Genomic DNA, 18,059 nt, shown 5'->3' on the forward strand with positions numbered 1-18,059 from the left:
CGCGCGCACCCTACTCGGGCAAGATTGTCGATCACAAGCCCATTTCAGGCTCTTGTCAGGCTGAGTTCGACGCTACCGAGCCGAATGATGCGGGCCGCACTGATATCGCGTGGACCGTGCTCGGGCAGCAGCCGGGCGCCGTCGATGAAGGTACCGCCGGGGCTGCCGAGATCTTCCAGGCCGAGTCGCTGGCCCGCAGTCATGAGGCGGGCATGCGGTTGCCCGACCGAGGGATCTGGCACGCTAAGATCGGTCGGCGCCGTGGCAAGCGCACCCGTCAGGGCATAGGTCGCGGGACCGCCATAGACGGTCAGCGCGACAGTACCGCCATTGCCGAGCACGCCCGTGAGCTTCCAGCCACGGCCATCCGCCAGGGCAGCCGGCGGCGGCGGCAAGATGGCCGGCCCAGTCGGCGGGGGTGGTCCGCGTGGCGGCGGCGGCGCATAGCCCGGCGAGGCCGGTGCAGGTTCATCGCGCGGCCAGCGCATATAGGCGAACACCCAGAGGAGGATGAGGGGCACGACGGCGCCCACCGCGGTCAGGCTGAGCAGGATGGAGCCAAGCCCCGCCCAGCCCGGCAGGCCGGCCTTCTCGACGATGCGCCAGGCCATCCAGCCGGCCAACACGGTGCCGATCAGGGCGAAGGCGCCGGTAATCCCGAAAAAGCCCATCAGGGCAGCAATCTCGGCACCCATCGCTATCGCCCTGCCACCGGACGCTGCTGCCCGGCTTCACCGTTCGGCCAATCGCTGAAGGCCAGAACGCCCATGACGATGAACGAGCCGATCAACGGCACCAGATGGAACAGCGCCAGCGCGCCGGAGAAACCCGCGCGCTGGCAGATGCGCCAGGTCGGGATGATCAGCAGCAACGCCACCAGAATGTGGCCGATCACGACCGAGAACAGCAGTACCGCGCTCAATCCCAGCAGCCAGCTCACGGGATCACCCATGTTCGTTCATCAAACTTCTTATTTCCGAAACGGCTGCCGATCAGGCCAGCGCCACGACTTCGATCTCGACCATGACGTCGCGCGGCAAACGTGCCACTTCGACCGTCGAGCGCGCCGGTGCGGCGTCGCCGAAATACTCCGGCCGGCCGTAGACGTCGTTCATGGCGACGAAGCTGTCCATGCTCTTCAGGAACACGGTGGTCTTCACGGCGCGGTCAAGCCCGCTGCCCGCCTCCTTCAGCACCGCCTGCAGGTTCTTCAGTACCTGATGTGTCTGCTCGGCGATGCCGCCCTCGACGATGTTGCCGGTCTTGGGATCGAGCGGGATCTGGCCGGCGCAGAACACCAGGCCATTGGCCACGATGGCCTGCGAATAGGGGCCGAGCGCCTTGGGGGCGGCTGCCGTCTGAACCACTTTCTTGCCGTTGGCCACGGGCTTACCTCTCGATTGGAAACGCGGGAAGATGTCCGGGCGGGACGCTAACACAGCCCGGTTTGCTTGACAGGTGGCTCGGCAAGCCTTATCCGCGCGGTTCTCCGGGTCGGAGGGGGCTGTAGCTCAGCTGGGAGAGCGCCTCGTTCGCAATGAGGAGGTCAGGGGTTCGATCCCCCTCAGCTCCACCAACCGCCTCGACCCGCATCTTGCCGCATCGCCGGCCACATGCTCTGGCCTGCTGCCTCTCATCGCGGCACTATTGCAGTAGATGCGCAAACGCAAACGTCCAACACCCGCCGACCTCGGCCTCACCGCAGGAGAGGGGCGAATTCTCGGAGCCTTGAGGACGCCGCAGCGCATCCAGGAGTTCGTCGTGGGCTTGCGCGCGAATTTCGAACAGGACGGCGACACGTTGCGCTCCGTGCGCGGCGTGTTGCGCCATCGCGAAGCCCATTGCCTCGAGGCGGCGTTTGTCGCGGCCTGCGCGCTCTGGCTGCAGGGTGAGCCGCCGCTGGTCATGGATCTGACGGCGGCCAAAGACGATGCCGATCACGTCGTCGCGCTGTTCCGGCGCAACGGCTGCTGGGGCGCAATCTCCAAGAGCAACCACGCCTGGCTGCGCTGGCGCGATCCGGTCTATCGCAGCTTGCGCGAACTCGCGATGTCGTACTTCCACGAATATTTCAACAACGGCCGCAAGACGCTGCGCACCTATTCGACCTCGTTCGACCTGCGCCGCTTTGCGCCGGAAACCTGGATCACCGGCGAGGAGAATTGCTGGGATGTCGGCGCCGCGCTCGACGATGCGCGCCACTATCGCCTGATCAAGCCGGCCCAGATGCGCTGGCTGATGCCGCCCGATGCCACCGTGCTGCGGGCCGACGACCTCGTTCAATACGAAAGCCGCGATCGCAAGACGGCACGCAAGTACTAAGGGAGCGCCATCATGAGACGAGTCATTTCGATCCTGCTTCTGGTCATGCTCGGCTCTGCGCCGGCCGCCGCGCAGATCCCTGCCGAATGGCAGGCCGCCGCCCAGGCGGTGATCGGCGAACTGGAGCGCGATCAACCGCAGGCCGCGGCTAAACCATGGGGATCCGAACTGACACAGGGTTGGCACCTGGCGCGCGCCTGGCGCAAACACAACAACGGCAACGTCGAGATCATCCTGGCCGAGTATCTGACATTCGTTGCGCTCTGCCGCCGCGGTTGCGCCAACAGCACGATCGAAGGTCAGGGCTATGTCAGCGTGGCCGAACAGGTGAAGGGCTTGCGCAGCCAGAATGGCGGGCCCTATGCGCTGGCAGGCAATGCCCATGCTTGGCTCGCCGCCCTGCCCGACCCCACGGGCGCCGCGAAGAAGAACGCCACAATGTGGGAGAAGGACCCCGACGTGGCGGCGGCCGACTTCGCCACCGGCAACATCTATGCGCTGGCCTGGCTGCTAGCGCGCAACCGGCCAACGCCCACGGAGCAAGCGGAGGCCTTCGCGCGCTTTGCCCTCTTCGTGCAGGGCAAGGCCTGGATCGGCGGACGCTGCATCGACATCTCCAAAGTGGCGACAGTGCTCGACGCACCGCCACGCATCGATACGTGCAAGTGAGTGAGGACAAAGAAAAAGGGGCGCCATAGGCGCCCCTTCTAATTTCTCCGGATCGCGTCGTTACTCGGCGGCGATCGCGTCCTTCACGAATTTCTTGGCGTCGAAGTCTTCGGCGACCTTCAGGTCGTTGCCGATCAGCTTCTCGACGTCGATGTTGGCGTACTCCATCACGCCCATATCGCCGAGCGCCTTCTGCACCTTCGGCCCGAACAGGCCGATCTCCTTCAAGATCGGCACGATACGGGTGAAGAGGCGCGTGCGGAACGCCTGCATGGCGCCGGAGTTGAAGGCGTATTCCATCAGCTTGTCGACCGGCAGGCCCGACCGCATCCAGACCTCGGCCTGGTTGAAGCGATCGCGCATGAAGTAGAGCGCCTCGACGGTGAACTCCTCACGCTCCGCCCGCTCATGATCGGAAAGGTGCGGGTAGTATTCACGCAGCGCCATGCGGCCGAAGGTGACGTGCCGCGCCTCGTCCTGCATGACATAGGCGTTCACCGAAGCGGCCAGGTTGTTCTTGGCGCTGTCGCGGATGCGCTGGAAGGCGGCGAGAGCCAGGCCCTCGATCAGCACCTGCATGCCGAGATAGGTCATGTCCCAGCGGCGGTCGGTCAGAGTCTGCTCGAGCAGGCTCTTCAGCGACTCGGTGATCGGGTAGGCCGACTTGAACTTTTCATGGATCAGCCGCTTGTAGCTCTCGACGTGGCGGGCTTCGTCCATCACCTGCGTGGCGGCATAGAACTTGGCGTTCATGTCGGGCACGGTGTTCACGATCTTGGCGGTGGCGATCAAAGCGCCCTGCTCGCCGTGCATGAACTGGCAGATCGAGTGGCACTGCAGGTTGAAGCGCAGCCAGTTCTTTTCCTTCTCGGTCATCTTTTCCCAGAAGGGGGAGCCGTAGATCGGAATGGACTCATCGGCCATGCCCATCGGGTTGTCTTCGAACAGCTCCTGGCTCCAGTCGATACGCGTGCTGGTATCCCACTGCTGCTGCTTGCCCTTTTCGTAGAGGTTCAGGAGGTCCGCCGAACCGTCTTCGTATTCCCAGTTGAAGGCGATCTCAGTGGCGCCATCGAACTTCCAATTCGTGACTTCGACTGGCAGCTGGTAAATTTTTTGCGTCGTCATGGGCTCTTGACCTCCTGGCGCTGAACCTAGTCCCATCCCCTTACGGAGCGGTAAACATGACGCTCCGTTCATTTTTCTGAGCGGAACCTATCACAGTCTGCTAGGAGAGTCCCGCACGGAAATCGGGGTTTTTAAGAACGGATTTATCGATGTCCTACAACAGCCTGCGCATCGCCAAGATCATCCAGGAAACGCCCGATGCGCGCTCCTTCGTCTTCGAGATTCCAGCCGATCTGGCCGAAAAGTACCGCTACAAGGCCGGCCAGTTCCTGACCTTCCGGGTGCCCCATGCCGACGGCGCCTTCAACCGCTGCTACTCGCTGTCCAGCGCCCCGGAGACCGATGGCCTGCCCAAGGTGACGGTGAAACGCGTCGATGGGGGCAAGGGCTCCAACTGGTTCCATGATGCGCTGAAGGAAGGCGGCACCCTCGACGTGCTGCCGCCGGCCGGTCGCTTCGTGCTGGGCCAGGGCGAAGCTCCACTTCTGTTGTTCGGCGGCGGCAGCGGCATCACGCCGATGATGTCGCTGATCAAGAGCGCCCTGAAGTCCGGCAAGCGCCGCATTCGCCTCTTCTATGCCAACCGCGACAAGCCGTCGGTGATCTTCGATGCCGAGTTCGCGGCGCTGGCCCAGGCTCACCCCGGCCGGCTCGAGGTCATCCATCATCTCGATGCGGTACAGGGCCTCACCAAGCCGGAGGAAGTCGCTGCCGCCCTCAAGGGCTTCGAGAATGCCGAGGCCTATCTTTGCGGCCCCGGCCCCTTCATGAATCTGGTCGAGGCCGCGCTCCTTGCTGCCGGCATGCCGCGCGAGCGCGTGCTGATCGAGCGCTTCGAAGCGTCGGGCAACGATGCCGTGCCGGTCGAGCCGCCCGCGGAGGGCGACGTTATCCCGAGCGAGATCGTCATTCACTTCGAGGGCAAGGCGCACAAGGTGCCTTACCGCAAGGGCCTCACCATTCTCGAAGCGGCGCGCGGCGCGGGCCTCAACCCGCTCTCTTCCTGCGAAGAAGGGTTCTGCGCCTCGTGCGCGGCCAAGCGCATCAAGGGTAAAGTCGTGTTGGCCAAGAACGACATCTACACGCCGGACGATCTCGCCAATAACTGGATCCTGACCTGCCAGGGCCACTGCTTCGGGCCCGAAGTCGAGATCACCTACGACGTGGTGTAGCGATTCGCATCGAACCCTTCACCCAGGCGACACTGCTGACGATCGTCGCCGGCATGGCCGACGCGGTGGGCTATATCACCATGGGCGGCGTCTTCGCGGCCAACATGACCGGCAACACGGTGCTGGCGGGCATCGACCTAGCCGCAGCCGACTATGTCAGCGCCTGGCATCACCTGACGCCGCTGGTCTCCTTCCTTGCCGGCGCGATGATAGCGCGCGTCTTGCTGCGCCTGCTGCGATCACCGGTGGTCGGGCTCCTGGTCGAAGCGACACTGATCGCGGGCGTTGGCTTCCTCAATATCGGCGAGGAGTCCGCTGTCATGATCGTGGCACTCGCCATGGGCATTCAGGCCTCGTCGATCACTGCCTTTGCCGGCAGCGCGATCAGCACCGTCGTGGTGACCAGCACGCTCGCCCGCACAGCCGACGCCGCGGTCGACTGGCTGTGGCCGGGCGCGGGAGCCAAACCACCGACGGCCGCCAGCGCGCTGCTCATGACACTCACCTGGACCGGCTATCTCGCGGGGGCGGTAATCGGCGCAATGCTGGTCGCGCGAATGACCTACCCGCTGTTGGTGCCTGCGGGATTGCTGCTGGTTGTGCTGCTGCTCGAACTGACGAAGCCGCGGCCTACATCGGCGGCATGAGGCCGTTCTTGCCGTAGGTGATGCGCGAGGCCGCCAGGGTCCCGTCAGCGCGTTTCTCGGCCGCTCCGATGAAGATGCCGGTGCCGGGCTTCAGGTCCGCCTTGTCGCCTGGTGCATAGGCGACCACGACAGTCTCGGGCGTCACCACCAGCTTCTTCTCGCCGTCCTTGTACTTCACGGTGAGCGTGTGGTCGTCGCTGCCGGTCACCATCTGCTCGACATTGGCGTTGGTCATGGTGGCTTGCGGCTGCAGATCCCACGGCCGATGGCCTTCACCTGCACCGCGCATCGATTCCGGAAAGATGCGAACCTCGATCGCGCGCAGACCGCCGTCAGCCTGAGGAATAGCGGTCGAGCCCACATAGATACCCGGCTTGATGTCGGTGACGCTCGCCTTGACCATCGCGACAACCGTGAGCGCGTCGCCGGTCACGATCTTCAGGTCGCTTCCGTCGCGCGCTTTCACGAGAAGAAGCGGCCCTTCGACCTTCTCGATCGTGCCGCGTACGCGCATGGTTTCCTGGGCCTGGAGCGGCAGGGTGAAAGTGCAGGCGCAGAGAAGCGAGATCAGGAAAGGACGGCGCGATACGCTGGGCATGGGCGGCCTCCTGAAAGGAAGCCGCACGCTAGCGCATCGCCCACATCGCGCGAGATCAACAGGCAGTGAGCCGACGGTTACTCCGCCGCGATCGCCCGCTCGACAAACATCTTCTTGTCGAACTCCTCGGCGACCTTGCCGTCGTTGGCGAGCTGTTCGACGACGTCGACCTTGGCGTATTCCATCACGCCCATCTCGGCGAAGGCCTTCTGCACCCGCGGCCCCCACAGGCCGATATCCTTGACCGTGGGTACGACACGGCTGAACAGCCGGCCGCGGAAGGAATTCATCTGCTTGGAATTGTAGTGGATTTCGTCCAGCACCTTGGCCGGCAGGCCAAGCCGTTCCCACACTTCAGACTGATTGAAGCGATCGCGCATGAAATAGAGCGCTTCGACCACGAACTCCTCGCGCTCGTCGCGTTCGGCCTCGGTGAGTTGCGGATAGTATTCGCGCAGCGCCAGGCGGCCGAACGAGACGTGACGCGCTTCGTCCTGCATGACATAGGCGTTCACCGCGCCGGCTAGTGTGTTGCCCGACTTGTCGCGGATCGACTGGAAGGCCGCGAGAGCGAGACCCTCGATCAGCACCTGCATGCCGAGATAGGTCATGTCCCAGCGGCGATCGGTCAGCGTCTGCTCCAGGAGCTTTTGCAGTGCCTTGTTGATCGGATAGGCGAGCTGGAACTTCTCGTGCAGCAGGCGCTTGTAGGCCTCGACGTGGCGGGCCTCGTCCATCACCTGCGTGGCCGCATAGAACTTGGCGTTCATGTCCGGCACGGTGCCGACGATCTTGGCGGTCGCGATCAGCGCACCCTGCTCTCCATGCATGAACTGCGAGATCGAATTGGCCTGGAGATGGTGGCGCAGCCAGCCCTTCTCCTTGTCGTTCATCTTGTTCCAGTAGTCTGAACCGTAGATCGAGATCGCCTCGTCCTTGAGCTCCATCGGATTGTCCGGGTTGAGCTCCAGCGACCAGTCCAGCCGCGTGCTGGCATCCCACTGCTGCTGCTTGCCCTTCTCGTAGAGCTCGAGCAGGGGCGCAGAGCCGTCGTCATACTCCCAATTGAACTGGAGATCCGTCGCGCCATCGAACGTCCACTGGGTCACGTCGACCGGCAGGGCATAGATCCGTTGTGTGCTCATGGCGCTGCCCTCCCGGGGCTCACTTGGGTTCTGGTTCCGAGAAAGATGACGCTCCGTTCATCTTCTGGCAAGTCCCTTCTTGCTGTAGGCAGATAGAGGTCGATTCAGGGCTGAAGACGGTAACCGCCGCGGTCGGTGATCAGGATGGCAGCACTTGCCGGGTCCTTCTCGATCTTCTGGCGCAGGCGATAGATGTGGGTTTCCAGCGTGTGGGTGGTGACGCCGGCGTTGTAGCCCCAGACCTCGTTCAGCAGGATGTCGCGCGCCACCGGCCGATCGCCGGCGCGGAAGAGGTATTTCAGGATCGAGGCTTCCTTGTCGGTCAGCCGGACCTTCTTCTTGCCGCCCTTCTCCATCAGCATCTTGGCCGCTGGGTGGAATTCGTAAGGGCCGATGGTCATCACGGCATCCTCGCTGCGCTCGTGCTGACGCAGGTGCGCGCGCAGCCGGGCCAGCAAAACGTTGATGCGAAACGGCTTGGTCACATAGTCGTTGGCGCCCGATTCCAGGCCCAGAATCGTATCGGCATCGCTGTCAGCGGCAGTCAGCATGATCACCGGCGCCCGAACGCCTTGCCGGCGCATCAACTTGCAGAGTTCGCGCCCGTCCATATCGGGCAGGCCGATATCGAGCAGGATCGCATCGAAGTGTGCGAGCTTGGCCTTTTCCAGTCCCTCCGCGGCCGTGCTGACCTGGATGGTCGTAAAACCATCATAGAGGTCGAGTTGTTCCGCCAGCACTGTGCGCAGCGACTGGTCGTCGTCGACCAGGAGGATCTTCTTGCCGCGATTGTTTACGGACATGCTCGTGCCACCTGCCAGCCATCCCAAAGTCACTGTATCCGGTACGATTTGGACACAAAAGCGGCCCGCTTCAGTAAAATCCCGCCGGCATGGTAGATAGAAGCATGAGTCCCGGTTCCGTTCACTCTCGCACCGCATCTGCAGTCGCCGTCGTCGAGCGCGCCATGGCCGAGCTGCGCCGCGGCGGCATCGTCGTGCTGCGCGGCGAAGATGGCAACGGCGGCCTGGTCATTGCCGCCGAATCCTGCGGCCCGCGCGCCTTGCAGCGCCTGCAGGGTCTGGCCCAGAACGCGCCCGTGCTGGTCACCACGCGCCGTCGCGCCGAAGCGATCGGCATGGATATCCCGCCGCATATCGCGGGCGGCATGGGCGAAACCAACAAGCCGATCACCCTCGACCTGCCCGAAGGCGTGCCGGTCGACATCATCCTGCGGCCGCACGAGGCCGAGAATGCCGGCCGCCACGTCGCGCTGCGTCACCTGTCGCGGCCGGTCGCCAGCCACGCGCCTCAGATTGCCCAGGCCGCGATCGAACTCGCCAAGCTTTCACGCCTGCTGCCCGCTGTCGTGCTGGGGCCGCTCAGCCGCGATCCCGGCAACAAGCGGCGCGAGTGGGCGCGCGAGCAGGACATCATCTACGTCGATGCCGCCGATGTCGCCTCCTACGAAGAGACGGCGTCGCGCAACCTGCAGCAGGTGGCGCAGGCGCATGTGCCGCTCGAAGGCGCGGAGAATGCCCGCATCCTGGCGTGGCGGCCGAGCGACGGCGGCAAGGAACATCTCGCCATCGTCGTGGGCGAGATCGATCCCACCGAGCCGGTGCTGATCCGCCTGCACTCCGAATGCTTCACCGGCGACCTGCTGGGATCGCTGCGCTGCGACTGCGGCGTACAACTGCGCGGCGCCATCGCCCAGATCGCGCAGCACGGCTCGGGCGTTCTGCTCTATCTCGCGCAGGAGGGACGCGGCATCGGCCTCGTCAACAAGCTGCGCGCCTACGAGTTGCAGGACGACGGCTTCGACACGATCGACGCCAACGAACAGCTCGGCTTCGATGCCGACGAGCGCATCTACGCACCGGCCGCCACCATGCTCGGCCGCATGGGCATCAAGCGCGTGCGACTGATGACCAACAATCCGGAAAAGATTGCGCAACTCGAGCGCTACGGCATCGAGGTCGCGGCGCGCGTGCAGCACTCCTTCCCCTCGAACGGGCACAACGAGAACTATCTTCGCACCAAGGCGGAGCGAGCAGGCCACCTGCTCTAAGACAAGAAGAACGACTGGAGGAAACGATAATGGTCAAGTTGCGTCGCCGCGATTTCGCGGCCGGTAGTGCTGCGCTCGTTTTCGCGCCATCGATCGTGCGTGCCCAGAAGAAATACGATCCAGGTGCCAGTGACACCGAGATCAAGCTCGGCCACACCAACCCCTATAGCGGCCCACTCTCGGCCTACGGCGTCATCGGCAAGGCCGAAGCGGCCTACTGGCAGATGGTCAACGACAAGGGCGGCATCAATGGGCGCAAGGTGAACTTCATCACCTATGACGACGGCTACTCACCGCCCAAGACCGTCGAGATGGTGCGCAAGCTCGTCGAGGACGACAAGGTCCTGGCGATCTTTCAGCTCCTCGGCACACCGACCAACACCGTCGTGCACAAATACCTGAACCAGAAGAAGGTGCCGCAGCTTTTCGTCGCCACCGGTGCCTCGAAGTGGGGCGATCCCAAGAACTATCCGTGGACCATGGGCTGGCAGCCCGACTACGCGACTGAGGGCGGCATCTACGCCAAGCATATTCTCAGCCAGCACAAGGGCGAGAAGATCGCCGTGCTTTGGCAGAACGACGATTCCGGCAAGGATTATGTCGCCGGCTTCATGCAAGGCCTGGGCAAAGAGAACGAGAAGATGGTCGTCGCCTCGGTAAGCTACGAGGTCACCGACCCCACGGTCGACAGTCAGATCATCCAGCTCAAGAACTCGGGCGCCACCGTGTTCTTTAACGATGCTGCGCCCAAGGCCGCTGCGCAGGCGATCCGCAAGGTCGCCGACCTCGGCTGGAAGCCGGCACACTATCTCACCAACGTCTCGGCCTCGGTGTCTTCGGTGCTGAAGCCGGCCGGCTTCGAGGCCAGCCAGGGCATCATCACCGCGGCTTACCTCAAGGATCCGACCGATCCGCAATGGGCAACATCACCCGATTTCATCGAGTGGAAGGCCTGGATGGCCAAGTACCATCCGACCGGCAATCCGTCGGACTCCTTCAACGCCTATGGCTATGCCGTCAGCACCACCATGCACGAGTGCCTGAAGCGCTGCGGCGATGAGCTGACACGCGCCAACCTGATGAAGCAGGCCGCCAGTATGAAGAGCCTTGTCGTTCCCATGCTGTTGCCGGGCATCTCGATCAATACCAGCCCGACCGATTACTATCCCATCCAGTCGGTGCGCCTGCAGCGCTTCAAGGGAGAAACCTGGGAACTGTTCGGCAACGTGCTGAGCAACGAAAGCGTCTGAAGGCCGACGCGCAACAGGACTGAAACACGGGTTGTGCGTCGGACTGACGCGCAACGCGATAATTTTGCGGCGGAGATGGCATGGGGGATGCTTAGTTCGGTCCATGACTGAACGAGACATCCGGGCCCGATGCCGTCCCGCCTGACCCGTCGAGCCTGGATGACCGGCGCCGGCGCGGCGGCGCTGGCGGCAGCAGCATACGGATCTGCGCACACCACCGTCCGGACATCGCCGCCGGCACGCCGGTCTGCCTGGGGATTCCCGGATGGCTTCCGCTGGGGGACCGCGACATCGTCCTACCAGGTCGAAGGCGCTGCGCAGGAAGATGGCCGCGGCCCCTCGATCTGGGACACCTTCGCCCAGCAACCGGGGCGCATCCGCGATGGCTCGACCGGCCAGGTCAGCGTCGACCACTATCATCGCTACAAGGAAGACGTCGCGCTGATGAAATGGATCGGCGCGCAGACCTATCGTTTCTCGATCGCCTGGCCGCGCGTGTTCCCCGAAGGCCGAGGCAAGGCTAACCCCAAGGGGCTCGACTTTTACGACCGCTTGGTCGACGAGCTGCTGGCCGCGGGCATCGAGCCCTTCGCGACGCTCTATCATTGGGACTTGCCACAGCCGCTTCAGGATCGTGGCGGCTGGGAGTCGCGCGACACCGCCGAGGCATTCGGCGACTACGCGTCCTATGTCGCGAGCAAGCTGACCGATCGCGTCCGCCAGATTTTCACGATCAACGAGATGCAGACCTTCGTCGAACACGGCCACAACAGTGGCGTGTTCGCACCGGGGCTCAAGCTCGACCCTGCCCGACTCAATCAGGTTCGCCATCACGCCGTGCTGGCGCATGGTCTCGCCGTACAAGCCGTGCGGGCAAGCGGTCGGCGCGGAACCAAGGTCGGCCCCGCCGAAAACATCGCTACGGCCTTGCCGGCCGTCGAGACGGTCGAGAACATACGCGCGGCCGAGCTTGCGACACGCGAGCTCAATGCCCCCTACCTCACCGTGATGCTGGAAGGTCGCTACACCGACGCCTATCTCGCCAATGCAGGCGCCGACGCGCCTCGCTTCACGCCACAAGACCTGAAGACGATCTCTAGCAAGGTCGATTTCGTCGGCCTCAATGTCTACGCCCCCAGCCAGTATGTCCTGGCCAGTGAGGCGGCCCCCGGCTTCACCGAAGTGCCGCTCCAGGCGTCGCATCCCCACATGGCGTCGCCCTGGCTGACCCTGGGGCCGGAGGCGCTCTACTGGGCGCCGCGCCACGCCGCCAACCTCTGGAAGGTGAAGGACATCTTCATCACCGAGAACGGTGCGTCGGCCGCCGACGAGCCCGCCGACGACGGCACGGTCTACGACGTCGATCGCGTGATGTATCTGCGCAACTGCCTGACACATCTGCAGCGCGCGACGGCCGAAGGCGTGCCGGTACGCGGCTATTTTTTGTGGAGCCTGCTCGACAATTTCGAATGGGCAGACGGCTATGCGACGCGCTTTGGCCTCGTCCATGTCGACTATGCGACGCTGAAGCGGACACCGAAACTCAGCGCCTCGTTCTATCGCGAAGTGATCGCCCGCAACGCACCGGCTTAGGCTTCGCCGACAATACAAATACCTCCGAGGTAGTTGCCGGTGGGCTTGCGAGGCGGCGATGCTCTCGTCCATGAACGAGAAGACCGGCGTTCTGCTGGCGCTGCTGTCGAGCATGCTGGGTGGCGGCGCTGCAGTGGCCACACGCTTCCTGATCGGCGGGGTCGACCCATTGACCCTGGCCGCCGTGCGGTTCGGCGGTGGCGCACTCTGCCTCGCGCCGCTCGCGCTGCTGTTGCGGCCCAAATGGCCGTCGCGGGCCGATCTGCCGGCTGTCGCTGGGCTCGGCTTCCTCTTCTACGGCGTCTTCATCGCCTTCTATAACCTCGCCCTCTCTTACACGACGGTCGCCCGTGGAACCCTGGCGCTATCGACCTTGCCGCTGCTGACGATGGTGGCCGGCGCACTCCTGGGCGTCGAGGCGTTGACTGCCCGCAAGACGGCCGGCGTGCTGCTGGCGACAGGCGGTGTGGCCTTGGCGCTCACAGCCAGTCTGGGCAATGCCCCGGAAGGTGCCTGGCGTGGCGACCTGATCATGGCTGGCGCGACCCTCTGCATGGCGCTCTACAACGTCTACGCCCGGCCCTTCATCGCCCGTTCGAGCGCACTGGGTTTCCTGACGGTCGGCATGATGGCCGGCGGCGGCGCGCTGATCCTCTTCACCCTTGTGTCGGGCCGCGTGCAGACGCTGCTTGCCTTCGACGCGGTTCAGGTGTGGACCGGGCTCTATCTCGCGATCGGCGGCGGCGCCCTCGGCTTCTTTCTCTGGGTAGTCGCCCTTCGCTATGCGAGCCCGACGCGCGTCGCCAATACCATCACCGTCAATCCGATGATCGCCATGGCCGCCGGCACGCTATGGCTCGGCGAGCCGCTGACCGCATCGTTGATCGCCGGCCTCGTCGCCGTCTGTCTCGGCGTGTGGCTGGCAACGACCGAGTGGCGAAACACCGCGCGAAACTGAATTTCCATTCTCCAATCGTCGTTGGAGTTGGAAACAGTTTCCGCACATGAAAGGATCGTGGCCCAATATAAGAATTCCTGACGTGCCCAGCGTGCCAAGATGGGTGACTCTGGATGACGAGAGGAATGACAGATGACATTGCCAGTGGCGACGCTCGATCACGTAGTCATCAACGCGCGCGACGACATGGATCGCGCGGCCGACGTTTATACACGGCTGGGCTTCTCGCTGACCGAGCGGGGCTACCACTCGCTGGGCTCGATGAACCATCTCGCCATGTTCGGTACCGATTACCTCGAGCTGATCGCCGTGCCGAAGGACGCCAAGAGCGGCCGCCTCGATCTGCTGACCTATTCGCCCGGCCTCAACGGGCTGGTCTTTGGCTCGGAGGATTCGGCGATCACCTACGCCGCACTCGCCAAGGCCGGCGTGCCAGTCGACCCGCCCTCTGAGTTCACCCGGCCGGTGAAGGTCGACGGCGCCGACCGCGATGCGCGCTTCCGGACGATTCGCATGAAAGCAGGCGTCGTGCCCTACGGCCGCGTCTACTACTGCCACCACTTCACCCGCGACCTCGTCTGGCGTGACGAGTGGCGCCATCACGCCAATGGCACCGTCGCCGTCGTACGCGCGGTGATCGTCGAGCCCGATCCTGCGGCAGCGTCCAAGCTCTATGCTGACATGTTCGGGCCGGAAGCGGTGCGTGACATCAAGGGCGGCAAGACCGTCGTAGTCGGCAATTCTCGCTTCGATATCGTGACCGAGGCCGAACTCAAGGCCCAGTTCGGCGATGCGGTGCCGGATGCCGACAGCCGCAAGGCCTACATGGCCGCGCTCACCTTCCGCACCACATCGGTCGAAAAAGCGGCACGTGCCGTGCAGGCAGGAAACATCGGTGGCGTGACCCGAAGTGCAGGGCGGCTCGTCGTACCGGCCAAGCAGGCGGTGAACGCCACCTTGGAGTTCATCGAATAGCCGGGCTCCCGCTCACCAACCAAGCACTTTCGGAACTCGCCGCATGGTGACCATCAAGTACGACAACCAGGGCGACGCGATCTCGCGCGATGTGCCGCCCGATAGCCTGGCGCTGATCGACGCCGGCGGCAACGGATCGGACCGCAGCTACAGCTACGCCGATCTCATGCGACTGAGCGGCGCCGTGGCGCGTGGCCTCCTCAAACGCGGCCTGCAGCGCGGCGATCGAGTGGCGATCCTGTCGGCCAATCGCGCGGAGTTCCTGTTCACCTTCCTCGGCACCATGCAGGCCGGCCTTGTCTCGGTGCCGGTGAACTACAAGCTGCCGGCCGAGACGGTGGCCTATGTCGTGGAGAATTGCGACGCCAAGCTGGTGATCGGCGACGATGCGCGCCTCGCCCTGGCGCCGGACAACGTGCCGAAGATCTCCTTCGATCGAGACTTTGCGTCGCTGCTCGATGAAGGCCCTTTCACGCCGCTGGCCATGAAGCCCGAAGAGCCAGCGCTCTTTCTCTATACGTCCGGCTCGACCGGGCGACCGAAGGGCGTCGTGCTGTCCCACTATTCGCACCTCTGGGCGATCAGCCAACGGAAGCGCCGGCCGGCGGCACCGCCCAGCCAGCGAGTTCTCGTGGCCGCGCCGCTCTACCACATGAACGGTCTGGCCATGTGCCAGACGACCTTCTCCCACGGCGACACGATCGTCCTGCTGCCGCAGTTCACGACCAAGGGTTACGTCGAGGCCGCCGCGAAGCATCGCGTCGCCTTCCTGACCTCCGTGCCGACCATGATCGCCATGATGCTGCGCGAGCGCGAACTTCTGGCCAAGAACGACCTCTCGGCCGTCGAGGCGGTACGCATGGGCTCCGCACCCATCACCCAGGCGCTGATCGATCAGGTGCGACAGGTCTTTCCCAAGGCCGTCATCTCCAATGGCTACGGCACCACCGAAGCGGGCCCCGTCGTGTTCGGTCCGCATCCCGACGGGATCGCGCAGCCCGAGCTTTCGACGGGCTATCCGCATCCCGATGTTCAGCTCCGCTTGGTCCGTGACGGCAAAGAAGTCGACGACGAAGGCGCCCTCGAAATGAAGTGCGGCGCGCTGATGACGCACTATCACAAGCTGCCCGAAGTGACGGCCAGGGCGATGACGTCGGACGGCTACTATCGCACTAGCGACGTGTTCCGCCGCGACGACAACGGCTTCTTCTATTTCGTCGGCCGCGTCGACGACATGTTCGTCTGCGGCGGCGAGAACATCTATCCCGGCGAAGTCGAGAAGATGCTGGAACGCCATCCCGACATCCATCAGGCCGCCGTGATTCCTGTGCCCGACGAGCTCAAGGGCCACAAGCCGATCGCCTTCGTCGTCAAGGCAAAGGACGCCGAACTCGACGAGCAGGCCGTGAAGACCTATGCGCTGGCAAATGCGCCGGCCTATCAGCATCCGCGGCAGGTGTTCTTCGTTGACGAGATGCCGCTTGCCGGCACCAACAAGATCGACAAGCGCGTGCTCGCCCAGCAAATCCCAACCGGAGACGTGTAAACAATGAAAGCAGCAGTTGTCCGCGAACATGGCGGGCCGGACCGCCTGGTCTTCGAGACCAACTTTCCCGATCCCAAGCCCGGCGAGGGTGATGTGATCGTCGCGGTCAAGGCGTCGTCGCTCAACTACCACGACGTCTTCACCCGCCGCGGCATGCCGGGCATCAAGGTGCCGATGCCCGCGATCATGGGTCTCGACGTGGCTGGCGAGATCGCGGAAGTGGATCCCGGTGTCACTGGCTGGAAGAAGGGTGACCGCGTGCTGGTCGATCCGATCAACCGCGTCGAAGGCGGCCTGATGGGTGAGACGGTGCATGGCGGCCTGGCGGAACTCTGCAAGGCGCGCGCGCACCAGCTCGTGCGTATTCCCGACGGCGTGTCGTTTGCCGATGCCGCGGCGCTGCCCGTGGCCTACGGCACGGCGCTGCGCATGATGGTGACCAACGGTAACGTCGCCAAGGGCGAGAAAGTGCTGATCCTGGGCGCGTCCGGCGGCGTCGGTGTCTGCTGCCTGCAGCTCGCCAAGCTGGCCGGTGCCGAGGTCATCGCCTGCGCCGGCACCGACGCCAAGGCCCAGCGCCTGCGCGAACTCGGCGCCGACAAGACCATCAACTACATCGAGAAGGATTTCATGAAGGAAGTCTTCGCGATGTACGGCAAGCCGGCACGGCGCGGCGCCGGTGCCGACAATGGCATCGATGTGGTGGTGAACTACACCGGCGGCGACACTTGGGTGAATTCGATGAAGTGCCTGAAGGTCGGCGGCCGGTTGCTGACCTGCGGCGCCACCGCAGGCTATGCGCCGACCGAGGACATCCGCTTCATCTGGACCTTCGAACTCAAGGTCCTGGGCTCGAACGGCTGGATGCGCACCGATATCGAGAAGCTCCTGGAGCTGGTGCAGAGCGGCAAGCTCAAGGTGCTGGTCGACAAGGTGTTCAAGCTCGAGGAAGCCCGCGAGGCACTGCGGGTGATCGAGGATCGCGAAGTGTTCGGAAAGGTCGTGGTGGCACCATGAGTGGCGACAAGAACAACGACAAGCTCCCGCCGCTGACCCCGACGGAGATACAGGCCCTGCTCGACCGTTCGCCCTTCATCGCCTTCCTGGGCCTCAAGGTGACGGCGGCCGATCCGGCCAAGGAAGAGGTCACCATGAGCTGCGCCATGCGGCCGGAATTCGAGCGTGGCGCCGGCACTGGGCAATGGCATGGCGGCCCGATCGCCGCGATCATCGACACGGTGGGCGACTATGCGCTGGTGATGGCACTGCGCCGCGGCCTGCCGACGATCAACTTCCGCGTCGATTATCTGCGGCCGGCGATCAAGACCTCCCTCATCACGACGGCGCGCGTGCGGCGGGCCGGCAAGAGCGTCGGGGTGGTCGATGTCGACGTCTACAACGAGCAGAAGGCGCTCCTGGCCGTCGGCCGGGCGACCTACTCGACACTGCCGGCATAGCCCCTACTGCAGTAGCTTGTTCGGCCGGGGCGCGAAGGCAATGTACCGGGCGATCGACCATTTGCCGTCCGGCTGCCGCTGGAAGAAGTCCATGCCTTCTTCCGTCGTCGTGTCCTTGGCGCCGTTCGCCTCGGTCGTCAGGGTCCAGGTCAGCCGGACGATGGCGACATCGCCGGCCACGATGATTTCGTGAATGTCGGGCTTTCCATAGCGGGCCTGGAGGTCGGTCCGGGCGAAAAGCTTTTCGAAGTTGGTACAGATCGTCTCCCGCGTGCCCCGAAGCATGCCGGGAAACGAGTAGACAAGGTCCGGCGCAAAAAGATCGCAAGAGCCGGCCGCATCCTTGGCATTGAAGGCGGCCGTCCAGCGCTCGAAGCGCTGGATGATGGCCGCCCGGTCGGCGGCAGGGTCGGCAAAGGCCGCCGTCGCACCGACGACGGCCGCCAGGGCGACGATTACGGCGAGCCATCTCTGAGACATTGGACCCTCCGGTTGAAAAGGCGGAGATGATCTTCGCATATTGAAAGG

General features: G+C 64.2%; 20 protein-coding genes and 1 tRNA gene. 13 read left to right on the forward strand and 8 right to left on the reverse strand.

What is annotated here, in order from left to right:
- Window positions 1-44: 44 nt before the first annotated feature.
- From EPO50_RS29250 to EPO50_RS29260, 3 genes are read right to left on the reverse strand one after another with little or no spacing between them, the layout of a single operon-like run.
- Window positions 45-695: an FHA domain-containing protein gene (locus tag EPO50_RS29250; RefSeq protein ID WP_296350224.1), complete on the reverse strand. Its 651-nt coding sequence runs from the start codon at window positions 693-695 to the stop codon at window positions 45-47.
- 2 nt (window positions 696-697) lie between these two features.
- The gene (locus tag EPO50_RS29255) at window positions 698-952 is read right to left on the reverse strand and encodes a hypothetical protein (protein ID WP_296350226.1); all 255 of its coding nucleotides are present in this window, start codon (window positions 950-952) and stop codon (window positions 698-700) included.
- A 40-nt stretch (window positions 953-992) separates the two neighbouring features.
- Window positions 993-1,385 (reverse strand): RidA family protein, encoded by a 393-nt coding sequence (locus EPO50_RS29260; RefSeq protein WP_296350228.1) that lies wholly within the window; start codon window positions 1,383-1,385, stop codon window positions 993-995.
- Window positions 1,386-1,500: 115 nt separating this feature from the next.
- On the opposite strand from EPO50_RS29260, the gene EPO50_RS29265 reads away from it, so the two are divergent.
- From EPO50_RS29265 to EPO50_RS29275, 3 genes are all read left to right on the forward strand, one after another.
- Window positions 1,501-1,576, forward strand: a tRNA-Ala gene (locus tag EPO50_RS29265).
- A gap of 80 nt (window positions 1,577-1,656) precedes the next feature.
- Window positions 1,657-2,322 (forward strand): hypothetical protein, encoded by a 666-nt coding sequence (locus tag EPO50_RS29270; RefSeq protein ID WP_296350230.1) that lies wholly within the window; start codon window positions 1,657-1,659, stop codon window positions 2,320-2,322.
- Between the two features lie 12 nt (window positions 2,323-2,334).
- Entirely contained in the window at window positions 2,335-2,991 is a 657-nt protein-coding gene (locus tag EPO50_RS29275) for a hypothetical protein (RefSeq protein WP_296350232.1), read from the forward strand.
- 60 nt (window positions 2,992-3,051) lie between these two features.
- On the opposite strand, the gene EPO50_RS29280 is transcribed toward EPO50_RS29275, so the two are convergent.
- Entirely contained in the window at window positions 3,052-4,119 is a 1,068-nt protein-coding gene (locus EPO50_RS29280; RefSeq protein WP_296350234.1) for a ferritin-like domain-containing protein, read from the reverse strand.
- A gap of 149 nt (window positions 4,120-4,268) precedes the next feature.
- On the opposite strand from EPO50_RS29280, the gene EPO50_RS29285 reads away from it, so the two are divergent.
- Together EPO50_RS29285 and EPO50_RS29290 are read left to right on the forward strand one after the other, a co-directional pair.
- Window positions 4,269-5,291: a ferredoxin--NADP reductase gene (locus tag EPO50_RS29285; RefSeq protein WP_296350236.1), complete on the forward strand. Its 1,023-nt coding sequence runs from the start codon at window positions 4,269-4,271 to the stop codon at window positions 5,289-5,291.
- A gap of 35 nt (window positions 5,292-5,326) precedes the next feature.
- A complete protein-coding gene (locus EPO50_RS29290) occupies window positions 5,327-5,938 on the forward strand; it encodes a YoaK family protein (RefSeq protein WP_296350484.1) in 612 nt (203 codons plus the stop codon).
- On the opposite strand, the gene EPO50_RS29295 is transcribed toward EPO50_RS29290, so the two are convergent.
- The 3 genes from EPO50_RS29295 to EPO50_RS29305 all read right to left on the reverse strand — a co-directional run bounded on the left by EPO50_RS29295 (window position 5,922) and on the right by EPO50_RS29305 (window position 8,484).
- Window positions 5,922-6,536 carry a hypothetical protein gene (locus EPO50_RS29295; RefSeq protein ID WP_296350239.1) on the reverse strand — a complete coding sequence of 205 codons (615 nt, stop codon included), beginning with the start codon at window positions 6,534-6,536 and terminating at the stop codon, window positions 5,922-5,924. The genes EPO50_RS29290 and EPO50_RS29295 overlap by 17 nt on opposite strands.
- A 77-nt stretch (window positions 6,537-6,613) precedes the next feature.
- Entirely contained in the window at window positions 6,614-7,681 is a 1,068-nt protein-coding gene (locus EPO50_RS29300; protein ID WP_296350240.1) for a ferritin-like domain-containing protein, read from the reverse strand.
- 104 nt (window positions 7,682-7,785) lie between these two features.
- Window positions 7,786-8,484 (reverse strand): response regulator transcription factor, encoded by a 699-nt coding sequence (locus EPO50_RS29305; protein WP_020699018.1) that lies wholly within the window; start codon window positions 8,482-8,484, stop codon window positions 7,786-7,788.
- Window positions 8,485-8,588: 104 nt separating this feature from the next.
- Between EPO50_RS29305 and ribA the strand changes: the two genes are divergently transcribed.
- From ribA to EPO50_RS29345, 8 genes are all read left to right on the forward strand, one after another.
- On the forward strand, window positions 8,589-9,752 hold the full coding sequence (gene ribA, locus EPO50_RS29310; RefSeq protein WP_296350244.1) for a GTP cyclohydrolase II: 1,164 nt from the start codon (window positions 8,589-8,591) through the stop codon (window positions 9,750-9,752).
- Between the two features lie 29 nt (window positions 9,753-9,781).
- Window positions 9,782-11,002, forward strand: a complete 1,221-nt coding sequence (locus EPO50_RS29315; protein WP_296350246.1) for an ABC transporter substrate-binding protein — start codon at window positions 9,782-9,784, stop codon at window positions 11,000-11,002.
- A gap of 129 nt (window positions 11,003-11,131) precedes the next feature.
- Window positions 11,132-12,595, forward strand: a complete 1,464-nt coding sequence (locus tag EPO50_RS29320; RefSeq protein WP_296350248.1) for a GH1 family beta-glucosidase — start codon at window positions 11,132-11,134, stop codon at window positions 12,593-12,595.
- A 70-nt stretch (window positions 12,596-12,665) separates the two neighbouring features.
- Window positions 12,666-13,553, forward strand: coding sequence for a DMT family transporter (locus EPO50_RS29325; protein WP_296350250.1), 888 nt, complete (start codon window positions 12,666-12,668; stop codon window positions 13,551-13,553).
- A 132-nt stretch (window positions 13,554-13,685) separates the two neighbouring features.
- Window positions 13,686-14,528: a VOC family protein gene (locus EPO50_RS29330; protein ID WP_296350253.1), complete on the forward strand. Its 843-nt coding sequence runs from the start codon at window positions 13,686-13,688 to the stop codon at window positions 14,526-14,528.
- A gap of 43 nt (window positions 14,529-14,571) precedes the next feature.
- Window positions 14,572-16,074, forward strand: coding sequence for a class I adenylate-forming enzyme family protein (locus EPO50_RS29335; protein WP_296350254.1), 1,503 nt, complete (start codon window positions 14,572-14,574; stop codon window positions 16,072-16,074).
- A 3-nt stretch (window positions 16,075-16,077) separates the two neighbouring features.
- A complete protein-coding gene (locus tag EPO50_RS29340) occupies window positions 16,078-17,091 on the forward strand; it encodes a zinc-binding dehydrogenase (RefSeq protein WP_296350256.1) in 1,014 nt (337 codons plus the stop codon).
- Window positions 17,088-17,531 carry a PaaI family thioesterase gene (locus EPO50_RS29345; RefSeq protein WP_296350258.1) on the forward strand — a complete coding sequence of 148 codons (444 nt, stop codon included), beginning with the start codon at window positions 17,088-17,090 and terminating at the stop codon, window positions 17,529-17,531. The genes EPO50_RS29340 and EPO50_RS29345 overlap by 4 nt, the downstream gene beginning before the upstream one ends.
- Window positions 17,532-17,534: 3 nt before the next feature.
- Here the strand turns inward: EPO50_RS29345 and EPO50_RS29350 are convergent, their stop codons facing one another.
- Window positions 17,535-18,011, reverse strand: coding sequence for a nuclear transport factor 2 family protein (locus tag EPO50_RS29350; RefSeq protein WP_296350260.1), 477 nt, complete (start codon window positions 18,009-18,011; stop codon window positions 17,535-17,537).
- Window positions 18,012-18,059: the final 48 nt, after the last annotated feature.

The organism is Reyranella sp., from assembly GCF_004297405.1.
Lineage (GTDB): Bacteria > Pseudomonadota > Alphaproteobacteria > Reyranellales > Reyranellaceae > Reyranella.